Source organism: Salinivibrio sp. ML323 (assembly GCF_001995745.1).
Lineage (GTDB): Bacteria > Pseudomonadota > Gammaproteobacteria > Enterobacterales > Vibrionaceae > Salinivibrio > Salinivibrio kushneri.
The window spans coordinates 15,229-33,233 of record NZ_MUES01000012.1; the positions used below are offsets into that span (position 1 = coordinate 15,229).

Consider the following 18,005-nt stretch of genomic DNA (forward strand, 5'->3'; position numbering starts at 1 on the left):
TCAGCCGGTATGACAGGTCGGTGACGTTATTGGGTCATCTCGATGAATTTACGTCGCCGCTTGATCTCAGGGACGTTGGGACAAGTAAAAATAATGAAGACTGGATAAAGCCGCGCCAGAGCACAGCACAAAAATCTAACTTTTAGTTTTAAATCCAGTTTAATTAACCAGTTTTTTACCTTTGCATTGCGCAGAAAACGGGTTTTGTTTTTTTCAGATTGACGCTTTCCCCATCGCTCTGTTATTTCTGGTAACAGAATATTTACTGACGGACATCAGCATGACACTGTTTCACCTACGCCTCATCCTCCTTCTTATCGTGACCCAGTCGCGCGGGTAGGTTTTGGGCAGAAAACAGTGAATGCCAAATCTCAAAAACCCGCGCCAGACGCGGGTTTTTTTGTATCTAACGTCGCCAAAATAACATCAAGCGCCAATTAAAGAGCCCTTCAAAGCGGCCAGCAAACACAACAGGGAGTCACCCATGAGCGAGAACAGCCAAGTTATTCTGTTTGATACCACCTTACGCGACGGCGAGCAGGCGCTGTCCGCCAGTTTAACCGTCAAAGAGAAATTGCAGATCGCCCAAGCCTTGGACCGCATGAAGATAGACATTATTGAAGCCGGTTTTCCTGTCTCCTCACCGGGCGATTTTGAATCCGTGCGCACTATCGCCGAGCATATGCAACATGCGCGCGTTTGTGCCTTGTCTCGCGCGGTCCCCAAAGACATCGATGTGGCCGCCGAGTCCCTCAAAGCCGCTGACGCCTTTCGTATCCACACCTTTTTATCCACCTCGACCATCCATGTAAAAGACAAGCTTCGCCGCAGCTATGATGACGTGGTCGAGATGGGGGTACGCGCCGTCAAACATGCGCGCCAATACACCGACGATGTCGAGTTTTCCTGCGAAGATGCCGGGCGCACCCCGATTGATAATTTATGCCGTATGGTCGAAGCGGCGATTGATGCCGGCGCGACCACGGTCAATATTCCCGATACCGTCGGCTACACGGTTCCCAGTGAATTCGGCGATATCATTGCGACCTTGTTTAACCGCGTGCCTAATATCGACAAAGCGGTGATTTCTGTCCATTGCCATGATGATTTAGGGATGTCGGTCGCCAACTCTATTGCCGCGGTGCAAGCTGGCGCACGCCAAGTGGAAGGCACTATCAATGGTATTGGCGAGCGCGCTGGTAACTGCGCGCTGGAAGAAATTGCGATGATTTTAAAAACCCGCGCCGACTTGTTAGGTGTAGAAACAGGGTTGAACCACACCGAAATTACCCGCACCAGCAAGTTGGTTAGCCAGCTTTGCAACATGCCTATTCAGCCCAATAAAGCCGTCGTCGGCGCCAATGCCTTTAGCCACTCCTCCGGTATCCACCAAGATGGCATGCTGAAAAACAAAAACACCTACGAAATTATGACGCCAGAGTCGATTGGTTTGGGCAAAAAAGCGCTTAACCTGACCAGTCGCTCCGGCCGTGCCGCGGTGAAAAGCCATATGGATAACCTTGGCTACAGCGAACAAGACTACGATTTAGACACCTTGTATCAGTCATTCTTACAGCTGGCGGATCGCAAAGGTCAGGTATTCGATTACGATTTAGAAGCCTTGATGTTCTTCAATAATCTTAAAGAAGAGGACGACTTTTATAAGCTGAACTATTTGGGCGTGCAATCGGGCAGCTTAATGGCAACCACCAGCATCAAGTTGCAATGTGGCGATGAAGAGAAGCACGAAGCAGCCACTGGCAACGGCCCCGTCGATGCGCTGTATCAGTGTATTTACCGCATTACCGATTATGATATTGAGCTGGATAAATTTGATCTGACCGCCAAAGGGGAAGGGGAAGATGGCCTCGGCCAAGCTGACATCATTGCCAACTACAAGGGTCGTAAATATCACGGCACCGGGGTGTCAACCGACATCATCGAGGCCTCAGGCGAAGCGTTATTGCATGTGATCAATGCCATCTATCGCGCCGACAAAATCGCTCAGATTAAGGAACAATCCCACTTGAAACAGGAGACAGTATAACCATGGCCAGCGCACACCAGATTGCACTCTTACCCGGCGACGGTATCGGCCCCGAAGTCATGACGCAAGCCGAGAAGGTGCTTGATGCAGTTAGCGAGCGATTCTCACTCACTTTGGAGCGTCAGCATTATCCGGTGGGGGGAGCCGCGATTGACGCCCATGGCTCGCCGCTGCCCGAGCAGACCTTGGCGGGATGTGAAAAAGCCGATGCGATTTTATTTGGTTCAGTGGGCGGCCCAAAGTGGGAGCATTTACCGCCCACTGAGCAACCGGAGCGCGGTGCCTTGCTGCCGTTACGCAAGCACTTTGGTCTTTTTTGTAATTTGCGTCCGGCGCAAATCCATACCGGTCTCGAAGGCTTTTGCCCACTGCGCGCCGATATTGCCGACCAAGGCTTTAACATCGTGGTGGTGCGAGAGCTGACCGGCGGGATTTATTTTGGTGAGCCCAAAGGGCGCGAAGGCGAAGGCCGCGAGGAAAAAGCGTTTGATACCGAGGTTTATCATCGCTATGAAATTGAGCGTATCGCCCGTATCGCCTTCCAGTCGGCTCAGTTGCGTAACAAGCAAGTGTGCTCAATCGATAAAGCCAATGTGTTGCAAAGCTCGATGCTGTGGCGTGAAGTCGTGGAAGAGGTGGCCAAGGACTATCCAGATGTCCACTTAAGCCATATGTATATCGACAACGCCACCATGCAGCTGATTAAAGACCCATCGCAATTTGATGTGATGCTGTGCTCGAATATTTTCGGCGATATCATCTCCGATGAGTGCGCCATGATCACCGGCTCAATGGGCATGCTGCCATCCGCGAGTTTGAACGCGAGTAAATTTGGTTTGTATGAGCCCGCCGGCGGCTCTGCCCCCGATATCGCGGGGAAAAATATCGCCAACCCGGTCGCACAAATTCTCTCCGCCGCGTTGATGTTGCGCTACTCGTTAGGCGAAGAAGACGCAGCCTGTGCGATTGAGCATGCAGTCAGCCAAGCACTGGCGGCCGGTGAGCTGACCGCCGATCTGGCAGGCAACCATCCTGCATTGAGTACTGAACAAATGGGCGATCGTATCGCCGCCTATATCCGCCAAGGCGCAGAATAATTACCCGTAAGGATACGAGCTATGTCGAATGCAAACACTCAGCAAGGCGCCAAGACCTTGTATGAAAAAATCTATCAAGCCCATGTGGTCACCGAGCAGCCGGGTGAAGCGCCACTGCTGTATATCGATCGTCATTTGGTGCACGAAGTAACCTCACCACAAGCCTTTGATGGCCTGCGGGAAAAAGGGCGTCCGGTGCGCCAAGTGAGCAAAACCTTCGCTACCATGGATCACAATGTCTCCACCGAAACCAAAGACATTCACGCGTCAGGAGAAATGGCGCGCATCCAAATGGAGACGCTAGCCAAAAACTGCGACGAATTTGGCGTCACCCTGTACGACCTAAATCACCCTTACCAAGGCATTGTCCATGTGATGGGCCCTGAGCTTGGCATTACCCTGCCCGGCACCACCATCGTCTGTGGTGATTCGCACACCGCGACGCATGGCGCCTTCGGCTCTCTGGCCTTTGGTATTGGCACCTCAGAAGTCGAACACGTACTCGCCACCCAAACGCTTAAGCAATCCCGCGCCCGCACGATGAAAATTGAAGTCACGGGCAAAACTGCCCCCGGGATCACCGCCAAAGATATTGTTCTAGCGATTATTGGTAAAGTCGGCCACGCAGGCGGCACCGGACATGTGGTGGAGTTTTGTGGGGACGCGATCACCGCCTTGTCGATGGAAGGACGCATGACGGTCTGCAACATGGCCATCGAATTAGGCGCCAAAGCTGGCCTGATCGCGCCGGATGACACCACCTTTGCCTATTTAAAAGACAAGAAATTTGCTCCTAAAGGCGAGCAATGGCAGCAAGCGGTCGCTTACTGGCAAACTTYGCACTCGGACGCCGATGCACAGTTTGATCGCGTGGTCACCCTCGATGGCAGTCAAATCCATCATCAAGTTACTTGGGGCACTAACCCCGGCCAAGTGGTCAGTGTGCATGATACCGTGCCTGCCCCTGAGACAATGACCGATCCGATTGAACGCCACTCAGCAGAGCGCGCGCTAAAATACATGGGACTGACACCGGGACAAGCCATCAACCAAATCAGCATTGATAAGGTCTTTATCGGCTCTTGCACCAACTCACGGATTGAAGACATGCGCGCGGCCGCCGCGGTCGCCAAAGGGCGACGCGTGGCAGATAGCGTCCATGCCATGGTGGTGCCTGGGTCCGAGCAAGTGCGCGCCCAAGCAGAGCAAGAGGGGCTGGATGTGATTTTCCGCGACGCTGGCTTTGAGTGGCGCTTACCCGGCTGCTCAATGTGTTTGGCGATGAACAACGATCGCTTGGGCCCCAAAGAGCGCTGCGCGTCCACCAGCAACCGTAACTTTGAAGGCCGCCAAGGCCGTGAAGGCCGCACCCACTTGGTCAGCCCGGCGATGGCCGCCGCCGCTGCTATCGCGGGTCATTTTGTCGACGTTAACCAATTATAAGGAGGCCTTATGTCAGGCATACACACTCACACCGGCATTGTTGCTCCATTGGATGCGGCGAACGTCGATACCGATGCGATCATTCCCAAACAGTTTTTGCAAAAAGTCACCCGTACTGGCTTTGGTCAGCACCTGTTTCACGATTGGCGCTTTTTAGACGATGCGGGCAAGCAACCGAACCCCGAGTTTGTGCTTAACCAAGCGCGCTACCAAGAGGCAAGCGTGCTACTCACCCGCGAGAATTTTGGCTGTGGCTCGTCACGCGAACATGCCCCCTGGGCGCTGGATGATTACGGCTTTAAAATGATTATCGCCCCCAGTTTTGCCGATATTTTCTATGGCAACTGTATCAACAACCAAATGGTGCCGGTGACCCTTGAAGAAGGCCAAATCGATGCTTTATTTGCGTATGTAGCCGAAAATGAAGGCGCGACGGTAACCCTGGATTTGCCCGCCCAAACCATTCGAGCCGGTGAGCACTGCTTTAGCTTCCAAATGGATGATTTTCGTCGTCATTGCCTGTTGGAAGGCTTAGATAGCATTGGCCTAACCCTACAGCACGATGCTGAGATCTCGCGCTTTGAGCAGCGCATCCCGGACTTTTTGTCATAAATCCCCGCTTTAGCCCACTCCACCAATAAGCGCGATCCTCGCCGCGCTTATTGGTCAAGCCCCACTTTTTTCCATTCACCATGAAACCAACAACGCATTTGCTTGGTCTAGTCTGAAAAGAAGGCTTGCTGAAAATAAGGACGGGCAATGCAAAAACGTTTGATACTTCTATTCTGTTTGGTTTTTCCGCTGTTTAGCCAAGCGGCCCCCAAAGCAGAGTATTGGGCGATGTGGGATGCCCATAACCCTGACAGCCAGGCAACCTTCACTCATCACACTTGGCAAGTATTGCTCGATAAGTATTTGCAGCCTCAGGGGCAGCACACCTTATTTAACTATGCGGCGGTCACCGACGCTGACAAGAAAGCCCTCGATCATTATATCCGCATGCTCACCGCGCGCGACCCGCGCACCCTGACCAAAAACGAGCAATACGCGTATTGGGTCAACCTTTACAATGCGGTCACCGTAAAACTGATTATCGCCGAGTACCCGGTCAGTTCCATCACCAAACTCGGTGGGCTATTTAGCTTTGGACCTTGGGATGATGAGGTGGTCACGGTGGCAGGTGAACCCCTTACCTTGAATGATATTGAGCACCGCATTCTGCGCCCACTATGGCAAGATCCGCGTACCCACTATGCGGTTAACTGTGCCAGTTTGGGTTGTCCAAACCTGCAACCTAAGGCCTTCCAAGCAAACGCGCTTGAGGCACAGCTCGAACAAGCGGCCTATCGTTTTATTAATAGCGACAAAGGGGTAAGTCAGCAAGGCGATCAATGGCAGCTTTCTTCTATCTATGAGTGGTTTGAGGCTGATTTTGGTGGCGATAAGCAAGGCGTGATCGCTCACATAAACCAGTATCGCGATATTCCATTGCCACAAGAGGCAACATTGGAATACGACTACAACTGGGACCTTAACCAACTCGCTGACTAAAAGGCTTGGTTAACCCTAAGCCAATCAGTACAATGGCTTGGTACTCATTGGGGAGCCTCATGGCTGAGATTGCGCACCGCGCTAGACCCATCGAACCTGATCCAGCTAACACTGGCGTAGGGATTGAGACTTGATGTTGCCATCAACTTGCCTCAACACCCACGCCCAACTTAGGAGCGTGCTGTGAAAGTTTTTACCTCTGTTCTCACTCTGATTTCTCTGTCGCTGTTATCACTCAGTGCCCGCGCCGTGGACCCACTCACCGTGTATACCTATGACTCCTTTATCGCCGAATGGGGCGCAGGGCCCAAAATCAAAGCCGAATTTGAAAAACAGTGCGATTGCCAACTGGAATTCGTGTCTCTCGATGATGGCGCCGCTTTGCTCAATCGCCTACGCATTGAAGGGGAAACCACCCAAGCCGATATCGTACTCGGGATGGATACCAATTTAATGAAAGAAGCCGAGCGCAGCGGCATTGTCGCTGAGCATGCGGTCAATACTGAGCGCCTGCAAGTGCCTGGCGGGTGGGACAACAACTACTTTATCCCTTACGATTACGGCTATTTTGCCTTTGTGTATGACACTACCCGCTTGCTCGATCCGCCCAAAAGCCTCAAAGCCTTGATTGAAGAGCGCGACGATATCAGTGTGATTTACCAAGATCCGCGCGTCTCAACCGTCGGCCAAGGCTTAATGCTCTGGATCCAAAAAGTGTATGGCGATGATAACCAACAAGCATGGCGCGAACTGGCTGACAACACCATTACCGTGACCAAAGGCTGGACCGAGGCGTACAACATGTTCCTTAACAAAGAAGCCGACATGGTGCTTTCTTATACCACTTCACCGGCCTATCACCGGGTTGCCGATGAGGACGACCGCTTTGCCGCTGCCATGTTTGAAGAAGGCCACTACATGCAAATCGAAGTGGTGGCAAAATCAGCCTACACGGATCAACCGGAACGTGCAGACGCGTTTTTACAATTTATGCTCAGTGATGCAGCTCAGTCTGTGCTCCCAACCACGCAGTGGATGTATCCGGTAACCGATGTCAACCTGCCTGATGCCTTCTACACCTTAGACAAGCCGGAGGAAAGCCTGCTATATCAGCCTGATGAAGTGATGGGCAATCGCCAGCAATGGGTGCGTGACTGGCAAACCGCGCTGGTTGAATAGCCAAGATGCTCAACCCTTCTCGAACCTGGCCGGGCAGTATGGCGGCCAGCTTAGTCGTGGTTTTGATTGGCAGCGCACTCTGGGCGCTGTTCTCTCACAGCCACGACCTAGTGCTCACCGCGTTGTGGCAAGATACCTACCTGCGCCATGTCACCTACTTTAGCTTTAAGCAGGCGACCTTATCTGTGATGCTCAGCGTTGGGCTTGCGATACCCGTCGCCCACGCCCTGTATCGCCGGCAGTTTCCAGCCAAGGCATGGCTGCTTAAGCTATTTGCCATGACCTTGGTGCTACCGGTATTGGTGGGGGTATTTGGACTGGTTGCCATCTATGGCCGCAGCGGCTGGATTGCGCAAGCCTTCGCGCACTTTGATGCGACGATGCCGTTTTCTATTTATGGTTTAAGTGGCATTTTGCTCGCGCATGTGTTTTTTAATCTGCCATTTTCCGCCCAACTCATGGTGCAAGCGTTAGAGGGGATCCCCGCTGATCAACGTCGTCTTGCTACCCAGCTAGGGCTGAAAGGCTGGCAGCGCTTTAAGCATTTAGAATGGCCGTATTTACGCCAAAGCTTGCCTCATATCGTCGGGCTGGTGTTTATGTTGTGCTTTACCAGCTTCGCCACCGTGATGGCACTGGGCGGTGGGCCGAAAGCCACCACAATAGAGCTGGCCATTTACCAAGCCATTCATTTTGATTTCGATTTACAAACGGGTGCTGTCCTTGCGCTTTGGCAAATGCTGTTATGTGGCGCCATCGCATTTACCGTGCAAACTTTGACGCGCCCGCTGCCGAGTACGCCCAGTGAAGTGCTGCCTCTTCCCGCCTCTTTGGATAGCCGAGCCGCCAAATGCTGGGACGCGATGGCGCACTGTGGCAGGCGACACTGCACTCCCTCGCCATTGCCTCAGGGGCAACCAGCTTTGCCTTTGTGCTTGCAGCCGCAGTGATCCTCGCTAGCCGCCACTGGCGCTTACACGGACGCAAAAAACAGGCGGATGGGATAGAAACGCTAGGAGCCATTATCCTGGTGGTCCCGAGCATCGTGCTCAGCACCGGGCTTTTTTTGCTGTTTCGCCAGTTTAGCGACGTATTCAGTTTAGCGCTGTGGCTAGTGATGGCGGTGAACGCCCTGATGGCGCTGCCTTATCTCATAAAAGTATTAAGTGCCCCCGCGTTTCAGGTTGCCCAGTCTTACCATAATCTGTGCGCCACCTTAGGCGTAAGAGGCATCACGCGTTTACGTCTGATCGAATGGGACTGTTTACGTGCACCGATTGCACGCGGTGTCGCGGTGAGTTTTGTGTTATCGATGGGTGATCTCAGTGCGATAGCCCTATTTGGCAGCCAAAACTTTCAAACCCTGCCCCTGTATTTATTTCGCTTAATGGGCAGTTACCAAATGGAAGCCGGTGCTGCTGCAGCGATGCTGTTACTGCTCACCAGCTTGGGATGTTATGCCCTGCTTACGCGCCTTATCCAATGGAGACACGCATGTTAACGCTTTCCAATGTCCATTACCGTTACCAGCAAGATTGGATGATCTTTGATGCCAAGATAGCGCCGGGGGAGATTGTGGCTGTGCTCGGCCCAAGCGGGGCGGGAAAGAGCACCTTGTTATCCTTGATTGCCGGGCTGATCGCGCCAGATAGTGGCGAGATCACCATTGATGGCAAGCCCGTCACCACGACGCCCGCCCACCAGCGACCATTGTCTATCTTGTTTCAAGAGCACAACGTCTTTACTCACTTGTCGGTATTCGACAATATGGCCATTGGCTTGTCGCCATCACTGAAACTCACCGCTTCCCAGCGTGACAGCATTCACCAGGCGGCCCACGCCGTGGGTTTAAATGACTATCTGCCACGTCTGCCCGGTCAACTATCAGGTGGCCAACGCCAACGCATCGCCTTGGGTAGAAGCATCGCACGTAACCAGCCTTTATTGCTGCTCGATGAGCCCTTTTCAGCGCTCGACCCTGCGCTAAAAAAGGATATGCTGGCATTGGTCAAGCGTACCGCCCAAGCACAAGGCACGACGGTGGTAATGGTCACTCACCATCCCGAAGATGCCCAAGCCATTGCCTCTCAGTTTCTTTATCTCGATGAGGGACAAGTTCGTCTTCATCGTCCAATTGAAGCGCTCAATCATCCGCCAGAAATGATGCAAGGTTACATGGGCACCGCTGACGATTCGTTTTGGGTGGCATCCCCCTGATAGGCTTCTATACTAAGGAAAACACGGTAGATTCCAAGGAGGCGTCCTGTGGCCGCCAGCAGTATCCAGATTCTCGACTCGATCGTCGACTTTACCGCTAAAACGGAAGTCGACGCGATTACTAAGAGCTTGCTGACCTCGATTACCGAGCTTACTCCGGTTGGCGAAGTCGTACTGCTTGATTACTGCGATGATATGCAGCCTGCCTTTACCGTACTCGGCACCAACGACAACAGTGCGTTTCAGCAAGAGAATATCCATCAAATTGACGCACTTTTGGCAGAGTGCCTTGCGTCCCAAGCGGTTATTCAACACCACACTCATGATCATGTATTGATTGCCGTTCCCATCTATTATGAGAAAGAAGATGGGGTCAGCAGTATTTTGTGCGGCCGCGCCAAAAGCCTTAGCCAAGATCAACGTGCTTTGGTGGCCGGACTCACGCGCATTTATGAGAACTACCAGCAGATTATTATGGCGAGCGAACGTGACAGCTTTACCAGCTTATTTAATCGTAAAGTCTTATCTAAAAAGCTGGATCTGATATGTGATCGCTTAGCGCAAAGCGAGGCGACGCCAAACAGTGACGCTGACAGCGCTCTCTCACCTTGGGTGTGCATTTTCGATGTCGACCACTTTAAGCAGGTCAATGACAATTTTGGTCATGTGTTTGGTGACGAGGTCATCTTGTTACTGGCTTCACTAATGCGCCAGAGCTTCTCTTCACAAGACACCTTGTTCCGGTATGGCGGCGATGAATTTGTAGTGCTATTTCAGCCCTGCTCGCGGGCCATGGCCGAACAAAAGGCCAATGCCTTTATTGCCAATGTCAACGCGCGAGACTTTGGTGCCGCCCAAACCGTGACCATTTCCATGGGCGCGACACGGATTGAACATGGACAGCTGAGCACCAGCGTCATCTTAGGCTACGCCGATCAGGCGCTTTATCACGCTAAACAAAATGGCCGTAACCAGGTCGCTTTTTATGATGATTTACTGCAGTCTGGGGTGGTCAAAACCTTTGTCGCCGAGGACGATGTTGAATTGTTTTAGGCAATGGATGAAGGTGGCGGCCTGATAACCGCCACCTGATATCAGCTATAAATTCTCTTCGGCAAACTCAGCCAAGCGACTGCGCACCACGCCATTGAGGTACACACACGCACTGCCTTCAAAGTTTTTAAACCGCTCAACAATATAGGTCAGCCCAGATGTCACTGGGGTCAAATACGAAGAATCGATTTGCGCCAAGTTCCCCGAGCACACCAACTTGGTCCCCTCCCCACACCGAGTAATAATGGTTTTAAGCTGAGAGGCGGTGAGGTTTTGGCACTCATCCAAAATCACGAACGCGTTTTGAATCGAGCGGCCACGCATAAAGTTAATCGATTTAAACTGCAGATTCGCTTTCTCCATGATGTAACGCATCGAGCCATCGGTGCACTCATCGTGCATGTGCAAGGCTTCTAGCGTATCGGTCACGGCTCCTAGCCAAGGCAACATTTTCTCTTCTTCGGAGCCCGGCAAAAAGCCAATTGACTCGCCAATATCTGGGGTATTGCGGGTTACGATGATTTTATCGTACATCCCTTTTTCTACCACCTGCTCAAGCGCGGCGGCCATCGCCAGAATGGTTTTACCACAGCCTGCCGGACCGGTGAGGATCGCCAAGTCGATACTCGGATCGAGCAACGCATCCATCGCCATCCCTTGGTAGATATTTTTCGGTTTCACATCCCACGCAGCGCGATGCATCAATCGCTCTCGGCTCAGATCTTTAATCACCGCTTTATCGCCATCAATGGCTTGCACACGCGCGGCAAAATCGTCACTGTCATCTAACAGGTATTGGTTAACAAACGGCGTATCGAGAAGCTCTGACGGCAACGTATGTAGGGTCTCTGTGCCATAGGCTTGACTATTACATTCTCCCACTTTATCCCAAAAGCTGCCTGCAAATTGATGGAAACCTTTGGTTAGCAATCGCACATCATCAATCAGCTGATCGGTGCGGTAGTCCTCCACATACATCACCCCCGCCCCTTTGGCGCGCAAGCGCATATTGATGTCTTTGGTCACCAATACCACTTTGCGGGGTGAGCGCTTAGTTTGCAGGTACAACACCGCATTGAGTATGCGGTTATCACCCGCTTTATCGGCAAAGGCATGGACGGTTTCTTTGATCTCAAAATCAGCGAGGATCGACACCGCCCCTGTCGCATCGCCTTTGCCAACGGCAATGCCCTCGCCAATTTCGTCAGGAGTGGCCTCTTTAAAAATATCTTCCAGCGCACGGATCGCCACACGCGCATCCCGTGAAACATCGCGTTTGCTATCTTTAATCCGGTCAAGTTCTTCGAGGACAGTCATGGGGATCACGACATCGTGTTCTTGGAAAGAGTAAATCGAGAAAGGCTCGTGGAGGAGAATATTAGTATCAAGTACAAACAGCTTCCGGTCGGCGTCGCCCATAGGCACCTCCTGTATCGGCAGTTCACTGTCGGTGACAGCGCTTAAAATAAGCGTAGACCTGGCCGTTGGGATGCGCCCAACTTGTTTTACTGCGCCAGCTCACGCTTTTATCTTTGCCGTCACTTGATGACGTTTGTATGTCAATCTACCTCTTTGCCACTATTGATTGAGTTTCATCGTGACCCTCCTCACAAGTTCGAGTACTATTGGCGGCCAATTTTTTCAGTGCCACACTGAATAGCAGAGTATTTAAACGGTGCCGTCGTCAACGGCGCCGCGTCTTTCGACAATCGAGTTAATTCAGAGGTTTTCCCTTATGTCATTTGCGCTTGGACAACGTTGGATCAGTGATACGGAGCATGATCTTGGACTCGGCACCGTGGTGTCCGTTGATGGCCGTACCGTGACCCTAATGTTTCCTGCTAGTGATGAAACACGGCTGTACGCCAGCCATGATGCGCCCGTGACTCGGGTGATGTTCAACCCCGGCGATGAGGTAGAAAGTCACGAGGGCTGGACCATGACCGTCTCGCGCATTGAAGAAAACGATGGGGTGTTGACCTATTACGGCCAGCGTACCGACACAGGGGAAGATGAGGTCGCACTGCGTGAGATCTTACTCAGCCACCAAATTCGCTTCAACAAGCCGCAAGACAAACTGTTTGCTGGCCAGCTCGATCGTATGGACCGTTTTGCCCTGCGTTATCGCGCGCTGACCAATCAGCACCAGCAACTGCGCAGCCCATTACGCGGTTTAACCGGCATGCGTGCTGGCCTGATCCCCCATCAGCTTTACATTGCCCATGAAGTCGGTCGTCGTCATGCACCGCGCGTACTGCTCGCCGATGAAGTGGGGTTGGGGAAAACCATTGAGGCAGGGATGATCATCCACCAGCAAGTGCTGGCGGGTCGCGCGGAACGTGTACTGATTGTGGTGCCCGAAACCTTACAGCATCAGTGGCTGGTGGAGATGATGCGCCGCTTTAATCTGCATTTCTCGATTTTCGATGAAGAGCGCTGTGTGGAGGCTTTCGCCGACGCCCCCAACCCCTTTGATACCCAACAGTTGGTGTTGTGCTCACTGGAGTTTCTGCGCAAAAACCGCCGCCGGGTGGAACAAGTGTGTGATACCCACTGGGATTTATTGGTGGTCGACGAAGCCCATCACCTCACTTGGGCTCCCGATGCGCCGAGCCGCGAATATCAAATTATTGAAAGCATCGCTGAGCACACCCCTGGCGTATTGCTGCTCACCGCGACACCAGAGCAATTGGGCCAGCAAAGCCATTTTGCCCGCTTGCGCCTGCTCGACCCCGATCGCTTCTATGATTACGACGCCTTTGTTGAAGAAGCTCAACAATACGCGCCCGTGGCTGAGGCGGTGGAAGCGCTGCTGGACGATACGCCACTGACCGACGCGGCACAAGCTGGGATACGTCAGCTATTGCAACACGAAGATCTGTCAGCACGTTTGGCCCAAGTGCACAGTGACGACGCAGAAGAAAACGCCCAGGCGCGCCAACAGCTGATTGATGATCTGATGGACCGCCATGGCACTGGACGCGTCTTGTTCCGTAACACCCGAGCGGCCATTAGCGGCTTCCCCAGCCGCCGCCTGCATATGCATCCACTGGCGCTACCCAGTCAATACCAAACCGCCATGCGGGTCGCCGGCATGATGGGCAGCACCGGCTCAAGCGAACAAAAGGCAGTGCAAAACCTATACCCAGAAGATATCTATCAACAGTTTGAAGGGGATAGCGCGAGCTGGTGGGGCTTTGATCCACGTATTGATTGGCTGTTGGATTACCTAAAAGCCCACCGCAGCGAGAAGGTGCTGATTATTTGCTCGCGGGCGCAAACCGCACTGACCCTAGAGCAAGCGCTGCGAGAGCGCGAAGGTATTCGCGGAACTGTATTCCATGAAGGGATGTCAATTGTTGAGCGTGACAAAGCCGCGGCTTACTTTGCCCAAGAAGAGGGGGGCGCGCAGGTCTTGATCTGCTCAGAAATTGGCTCGGAAGGGCGCAACTTCCAATTCGCCCATCAGCTAGTGATGTTCGACTTACCGATGAACCCCGATTTACTTGAGCAGCGTATCGGCCGTCTTGACCGTATTGGCCAGACGCAAGATATTGCCGTTCATGTCCCGTATCTTGAAGGCACCGCTCAGACCATTTTGGCGCGCTGGTATCACGAAGGCTTAGACGCGTTTGAAGATACCTGCCCCACCGGCCGCGCGGTATTTGAGCAATATGGCGAGACCTTGTTAACGCTGCTCGCGGCCAATCAACAGGATGACGCGCTGTCGGCGCTGATCAGTGACAGTGCAGTAATGAATCAGCGCTTAAAAGCAGAAATGGAAGAAGGCCGAGATAAGCTCCTCGAAATGCACTCTCACGGTGGGGAAGCCGCTAACCAACTGGCAAACACCATTGCCGAGCAGGATGGCGACACTAACTTGGTCACTTTCACCTTGGGGCTGTTTGATACCATCGGAGTTAACCAAGATGACAAAGGCGAGAATGCCTTGGTGGTCAAACCGTCTGAACACATGATGGTACCCAGCTATCCAGGACTGCCTGCCGATGGCTGCACCATTACCTTTGACCGCGATACCGCATTGAGTCGCGAAGATGTTCAGTTTGTATCTTGGGAGCACCCGATTGTTCGAGGGGGCATTGATTTGCTGCTGAGCGAAAACATCGGCACTACCGCGGTATCACTGCTCAAAAACAAGTCACTGCCGGTAGGCACGCTGTTTGTCGAGCTTATCTACACCATTGACGCCCAGGCGCCGAAATCGAGCGGTATCCACCGCTTTTTACCGCAAACGCCCGTGCGATTGCTGCTTGATGCCAACGGCAATGATCTGTCCACCAATGTCGAGTTTGAAAGCTTCCATCGCCAGCTCAGTCCGGTAAATCGCCACCTCGGCAGTAAAATGGTTAACTCGGTACAAAGCCAGATCCACAACCTGATTGAGAAAAGCGAACCACTGGCAGAGAAAGCCCTCGGCGAGATCCAAACCCGGGCGCACCAAGAAATGGAAAGCGAGCTCCAACAAGCCTTAGCGCGTTTAGAAGCACTCAAAACGGTCAATCCGAATATTCGTGATGATGAGCTAGACGCATTACGCGAGCAGATAAGCACCTTGTCGCACCATATTCAGCACGCTCAAATTGAGCTTGATGCGCTGCGCCTTGTTGTGGTTAGCCACCAATAAACCAAAGTGAGACGGGGCCTGATGGCCCCGATAACCCTATGGCAATGACTGAATACCATCCACCGACGGATCCTTGGTTAGATATCCTCTATCAAGACACGGATCTGGTGGTGATCAATAAACCCAGTGGCTTGCTGGCCAATCCTGGTCGCAATCCAGAGCATTACGACAGCGCATGGTCGCGGGTGAAAGCCGAATTTCCCTCCGCCGAGCTGGTTCACCGCTTAGACATGTCCACCTCAGGCGTGATGGCCTTTGCTGCCCATAAGGAAGCAGAGCGCAATCTTAAAGCGCAGTTTCGCGACCGCATCCCCACCAAGTTGTATTATGCGGAAGTATGGGGACAACCAGAAAGCCATGAAGGCATTATCGACCTGCCGTTGATTTGTGACTGGCCCAACCGCCCGCGCCAAAAAGTGTGTTTTGAGCATGGTAAGCCCTCGCAAACGCACTATCGCTGCTTACACACCTTCTCCCTGACCAGTTTGATGGCTTTGTACCCACTGACTGGGCGCTCTCACCAGCTTCGTGTCCACATGCAGTCTTTGGGGCATAGCATTGTCGGCGATGAGTTTTATGCTTGCCCAGACGCGCTCGCCTATACCCATCGACTGCATCTTCATGCTGCCGAGCTTAGCCTTTTGCATCCAGCGACCGGAGAAACCATGCATTTCCAAGCTCCCTGTGATTTTTATCCCCAGATGCCCAATAACCGCTTGGCGAGTGACTATCAATTGGCCGCACCGCTTACAGCCACAAAGGCGGACGCACAAACCAGCTAGCTGAAACCATTGCACAAACTCGCGATATCTCGCACCCTAGAGCCATGGATTGAGACACGGAGATCAACATGGCTCAGCACCACCCCGTCAATATCGTCTTTCTCGACCGCAATACTATCCCAGCGCATATTGTCCTGCCTGCGCCCCAGCATCCGCATCGCTGGCAAGCCTACGATGAAACGCAACCCAGCGATGTGATCGCGCGCTTACAACACGCTGATATCGCCATAACCAACAAAGTGGTGATCGATGAGACGGTGCTTGCCGCCTGTCCTAACCTCAAACTGATTGCGGTGGCTGCCACTGGGGTAAACAATGTCGACTTAGCCGCCTGCCAAGCCCGTGGGGTACAGGTGTGCAACGTACAAGGTTACGCCACTCAGTCGGTACCTGAGCATGTCGTCGCCATGATTTTTGCCCTTAAGCGACAACTGCTCGGATACCACCAGGACGTACAAAACGGTGAATGGCAAAAGCAAGGACAGTTTTGCTTTTTCACTCATCCTATCGGCAGTGTGGCCGGCAGTACATTGGGGATCATTGGCAAAGGCGCATTAGGCGAGGCCGTCGCACAACTGGCGCGCGCCGTCGGCATGAAGGTGGTTTTTGCTGAGCACCGAGGGGCGCAGGCATGCCGGCCTGGCTATCTGCCTTTCGAACACGTGTTACGCCAAGCCGATGTGCTCTCCTTACATTGCCCACTCACCGATAACACCCGTCATCTTATCGACCAAGACACGCTGGCGTTGATGCCAGCGCATGCCATATTGATCAACACCGGACGTGGCGGCTTAGTCAACGAGGCCGCACTACTACAAGCACTGGAAAGCGGACAAATTGGCGGTGCTGGATTGGATGTGCTGAGTGAAGAGCCGGCCCCTGATACTCACCCGCTGATCGCAGCATCATTGCCTAACCTGCTGGTCACCCCCCATATCGCATGGGGCGCAGATGAAGCGGTTAACCGTCTCGCCAACCAACTGATGGATAACATTGATGGTTTTTTAAGCGGTTCGCCGCAACACACACTGATTGACTAGCGCACAAGCCCACTAAATATCGCGGGCTTTTTTCACCACATCGTAGGCTTTTTGGATCTCTTGCGCCTTTTCTTTGGCAAGCTCCATCATTTCTGGCGGCAAGCCTTTTGCCATCAATTTATCGGGATGATGCTCATTCATCAGCTTACGGTAAGCTTTTTTCACCTCCTGAGAGGAAGCCGACGCATCAACACCCAGCACATCATAGGCATCATCAATCTCACTTTGCCGTGGTGGTGCGCCCGGCCCATCGGTTTGATGCTGCCAGCCGCCTTGATAACCTTGGCTAAAGCGAAACGCGGCTTCTTGCATCCGTAACCGTTGCTCCAGTTGCTGCGGCGAAAAACCCAGTTTCTCAGCAATCACATAGAGTAGTTCCCGCTCTTTAGGATGCAGCTCGCCATCGGCAAACGCCGCTTGTATCTGCATTTCCAAAAAGACACGCGACAAATCACGCTGCCCCTGACTTAAGGTGCGAATACTACTGAGGGTCTCATCAAGCGGAAAGTCACTGTCTTTGCCCTCACGGAACGCCTGCTGGGCCAACTGCCTGGCTTCACCTTGCAGCTGCATTCGGTCCATAAATAAGCTGGCGAGACGTATTTCGTCCTGAGTGACTTGCCCTTTAGCTTTGGCGATATGCCCCATCACCGCAAAGGTACCGTGGAAAAAAACACGTTGCGCTTGCGGGCCTTGGGCACCAAAACCGCCGAAACGCGCGCGCTGTTTCGCTTTATCAAACTGATGACCTAAGAAAAGGCCAAGAAGAAAACCGATTGGGCCTCCCAACAATGTGCCGAGAATTGCACCAATTACCTTGCCATTTAGTCGCATGCCATGGTCTCATTGCTAGTTTCACACCCTGAACATTTACAGGTGATGCCGGGCGTAAATTGATTTATGATAATCGCATTTTGCAGCCAAAGCATACTGATGCGTTGCCTTCGTGTA

13 protein-coding genes, 1 pseudogene and 1 riboswitch are annotated in these 18,005 nt (G+C 52.8%); of the genes and pseudogenes, 12 read left to right on the forward strand and 2 right to left on the reverse strand.

Translation table 11 applies throughout. The features are described from left to right. Positions 1 to 484: 484 nt before the first annotated feature. The 9 genes and pseudogenes from leuA (at position 485) to BZG13_RS09170 (ending at position 10,587) form a co-directional block, all read left to right on the forward strand. Positions 485 to 2,047 (forward strand): 2-isopropylmalate synthase, encoded by a 1,563-nt coding sequence (leuA, locus tag BZG13_RS09130; protein WP_069361699.1) that lies wholly within the window; start codon positions 485 to 487, stop codon positions 2,045 to 2,047. Positions 2,048 to 2,049: 2 nt separating this feature from the next. After that, positions 2,050 to 3,144, forward strand: a complete 1,095-nt coding sequence (gene leuB / locus BZG13_RS09135) for a 3-isopropylmalate dehydrogenase (protein WP_077486408.1) — start codon at positions 2,050 to 2,052, stop codon at positions 3,142 to 3,144. Between the two features lie 21 nt (positions 3,145 to 3,165). Continuing rightward, complete coding sequence (leuC, locus tag BZG13_RS09140) at positions 3,166 to 4,587, forward strand: 3-isopropylmalate dehydratase large subunit (protein ID WP_077486409.1); 1,422 nt, start codon at positions 3,166 to 3,168, stop codon at positions 4,585 to 4,587. Positions 4,588 to 4,596: 9 nt separating this feature from the next. Next, the gene (gene leuD / locus BZG13_RS09145; RefSeq protein ID WP_077486410.1) at positions 4,597 to 5,199 is read left to right on the forward strand and encodes a 3-isopropylmalate dehydratase small subunit; all 603 of its coding nucleotides are present in this window, start codon (positions 4,597 to 4,599) and stop codon (positions 5,197 to 5,199) included. A 147-nt stretch (positions 5,200 to 5,346) separates the two neighbouring features. After that, complete coding sequence (locus BZG13_RS09150) at positions 5,347 to 6,138, forward strand: DUF547 domain-containing protein (protein ID WP_077486411.1); 792 nt, start codon at positions 5,347 to 5,349, stop codon at positions 6,136 to 6,138. Positions 6,139 to 6,176: 38 nt separating this feature from the next. After that, positions 6,177 to 6,278: riboswitch (TPP riboswitch) on the forward strand. 43 nt (positions 6,279 to 6,321) lie between these two features. Beyond that, positions 6,322 to 7,317, forward strand: coding sequence for a thiamine ABC transporter substrate binding subunit (thiB, locus tag BZG13_RS09155; protein WP_077486412.1), 996 nt, complete (start codon positions 6,322 to 6,324; stop codon positions 7,315 to 7,317). 5 nt (positions 7,318 to 7,322) lie between these two features. Then, a pseudogene (locus tag BZG13_RS09160) lies at positions 7,323 to 8,818 on the forward strand (thiamine/thiamine pyrophosphate ABC transporter permease ThiP). Next, positions 8,812 to 9,534 (forward strand): thiamine ABC transporter ATP-binding protein, encoded by a 723-nt coding sequence (thiQ, locus tag BZG13_RS09165; RefSeq protein WP_077458145.1) that lies wholly within the window; start codon positions 8,812 to 8,814, stop codon positions 9,532 to 9,534. Before BZG13_RS09160 ends, thiQ begins: the two are co-directional and overlap by 7 nt. 48 nt (positions 9,535 to 9,582) lie before the next feature. Next, on the forward strand, positions 9,583 to 10,587 hold the full coding sequence (locus BZG13_RS09170; RefSeq protein WP_077486413.1) for a GGDEF domain-containing protein: 1,005 nt from the start codon (positions 9,583 to 9,585) through the stop codon (positions 10,585 to 10,587). Positions 10,588 to 10,632: 45 nt separating this feature from the next. On the opposite strand, the gene BZG13_RS09175 is transcribed toward BZG13_RS09170, so the two are convergent. Beyond that, positions 10,633 to 12,006 (reverse strand): PhoH family protein, encoded by a 1,374-nt coding sequence (locus BZG13_RS09175; protein WP_077486414.1) that lies wholly within the window; start codon positions 12,004 to 12,006, stop codon positions 10,633 to 10,635. 316 nt (positions 12,007 to 12,322) lie between these two features. Here BZG13_RS09175 and rapA point away from each other — a divergent pair, with 316 nt between their 5' ends. The 3 genes from rapA (at position 12,323) to BZG13_RS09190 (ending at position 17,054) form a co-directional block, all read left to right on the forward strand. Continuing rightward, positions 12,323 to 15,232 (forward strand): RNA polymerase-associated protein RapA, encoded by a 2,910-nt coding sequence (gene rapA / locus BZG13_RS09180; RefSeq protein ID WP_077486415.1) that lies wholly within the window; start codon positions 12,323 to 12,325, stop codon positions 15,230 to 15,232. Positions 15,233 to 15,270: 38 nt separating this feature from the next. Further along, positions 15,271 to 16,014 (forward strand): bifunctional tRNA pseudouridine(32) synthase/23S rRNA pseudouridine(746) synthase RluA, encoded by a 744-nt coding sequence (rluA, locus tag BZG13_RS09185; RefSeq protein WP_077486416.1) that lies wholly within the window; start codon positions 15,271 to 15,273, stop codon positions 16,012 to 16,014. A 68-nt stretch (positions 16,015 to 16,082) separates the two neighbouring features. Continuing rightward, entirely contained in the window at positions 16,083 to 17,054 is a 972-nt protein-coding gene (locus BZG13_RS09190; protein ID WP_077486417.1) for a D-2-hydroxyacid dehydrogenase, read from the forward strand. 12 nt (positions 17,055 to 17,066) lie between these two features. On the opposite strand, the gene djlA is transcribed toward BZG13_RS09190, so the two are convergent. Continuing rightward, positions 17,067 to 17,888, reverse strand: a complete 822-nt coding sequence (djlA, locus tag BZG13_RS09195) for a co-chaperone DjlA (RefSeq protein ID WP_077486418.1) — start codon at positions 17,886 to 17,888, stop codon at positions 17,067 to 17,069. Between the last annotated feature and the right edge of the window lie 117 nt (positions 17,889 to 18,005).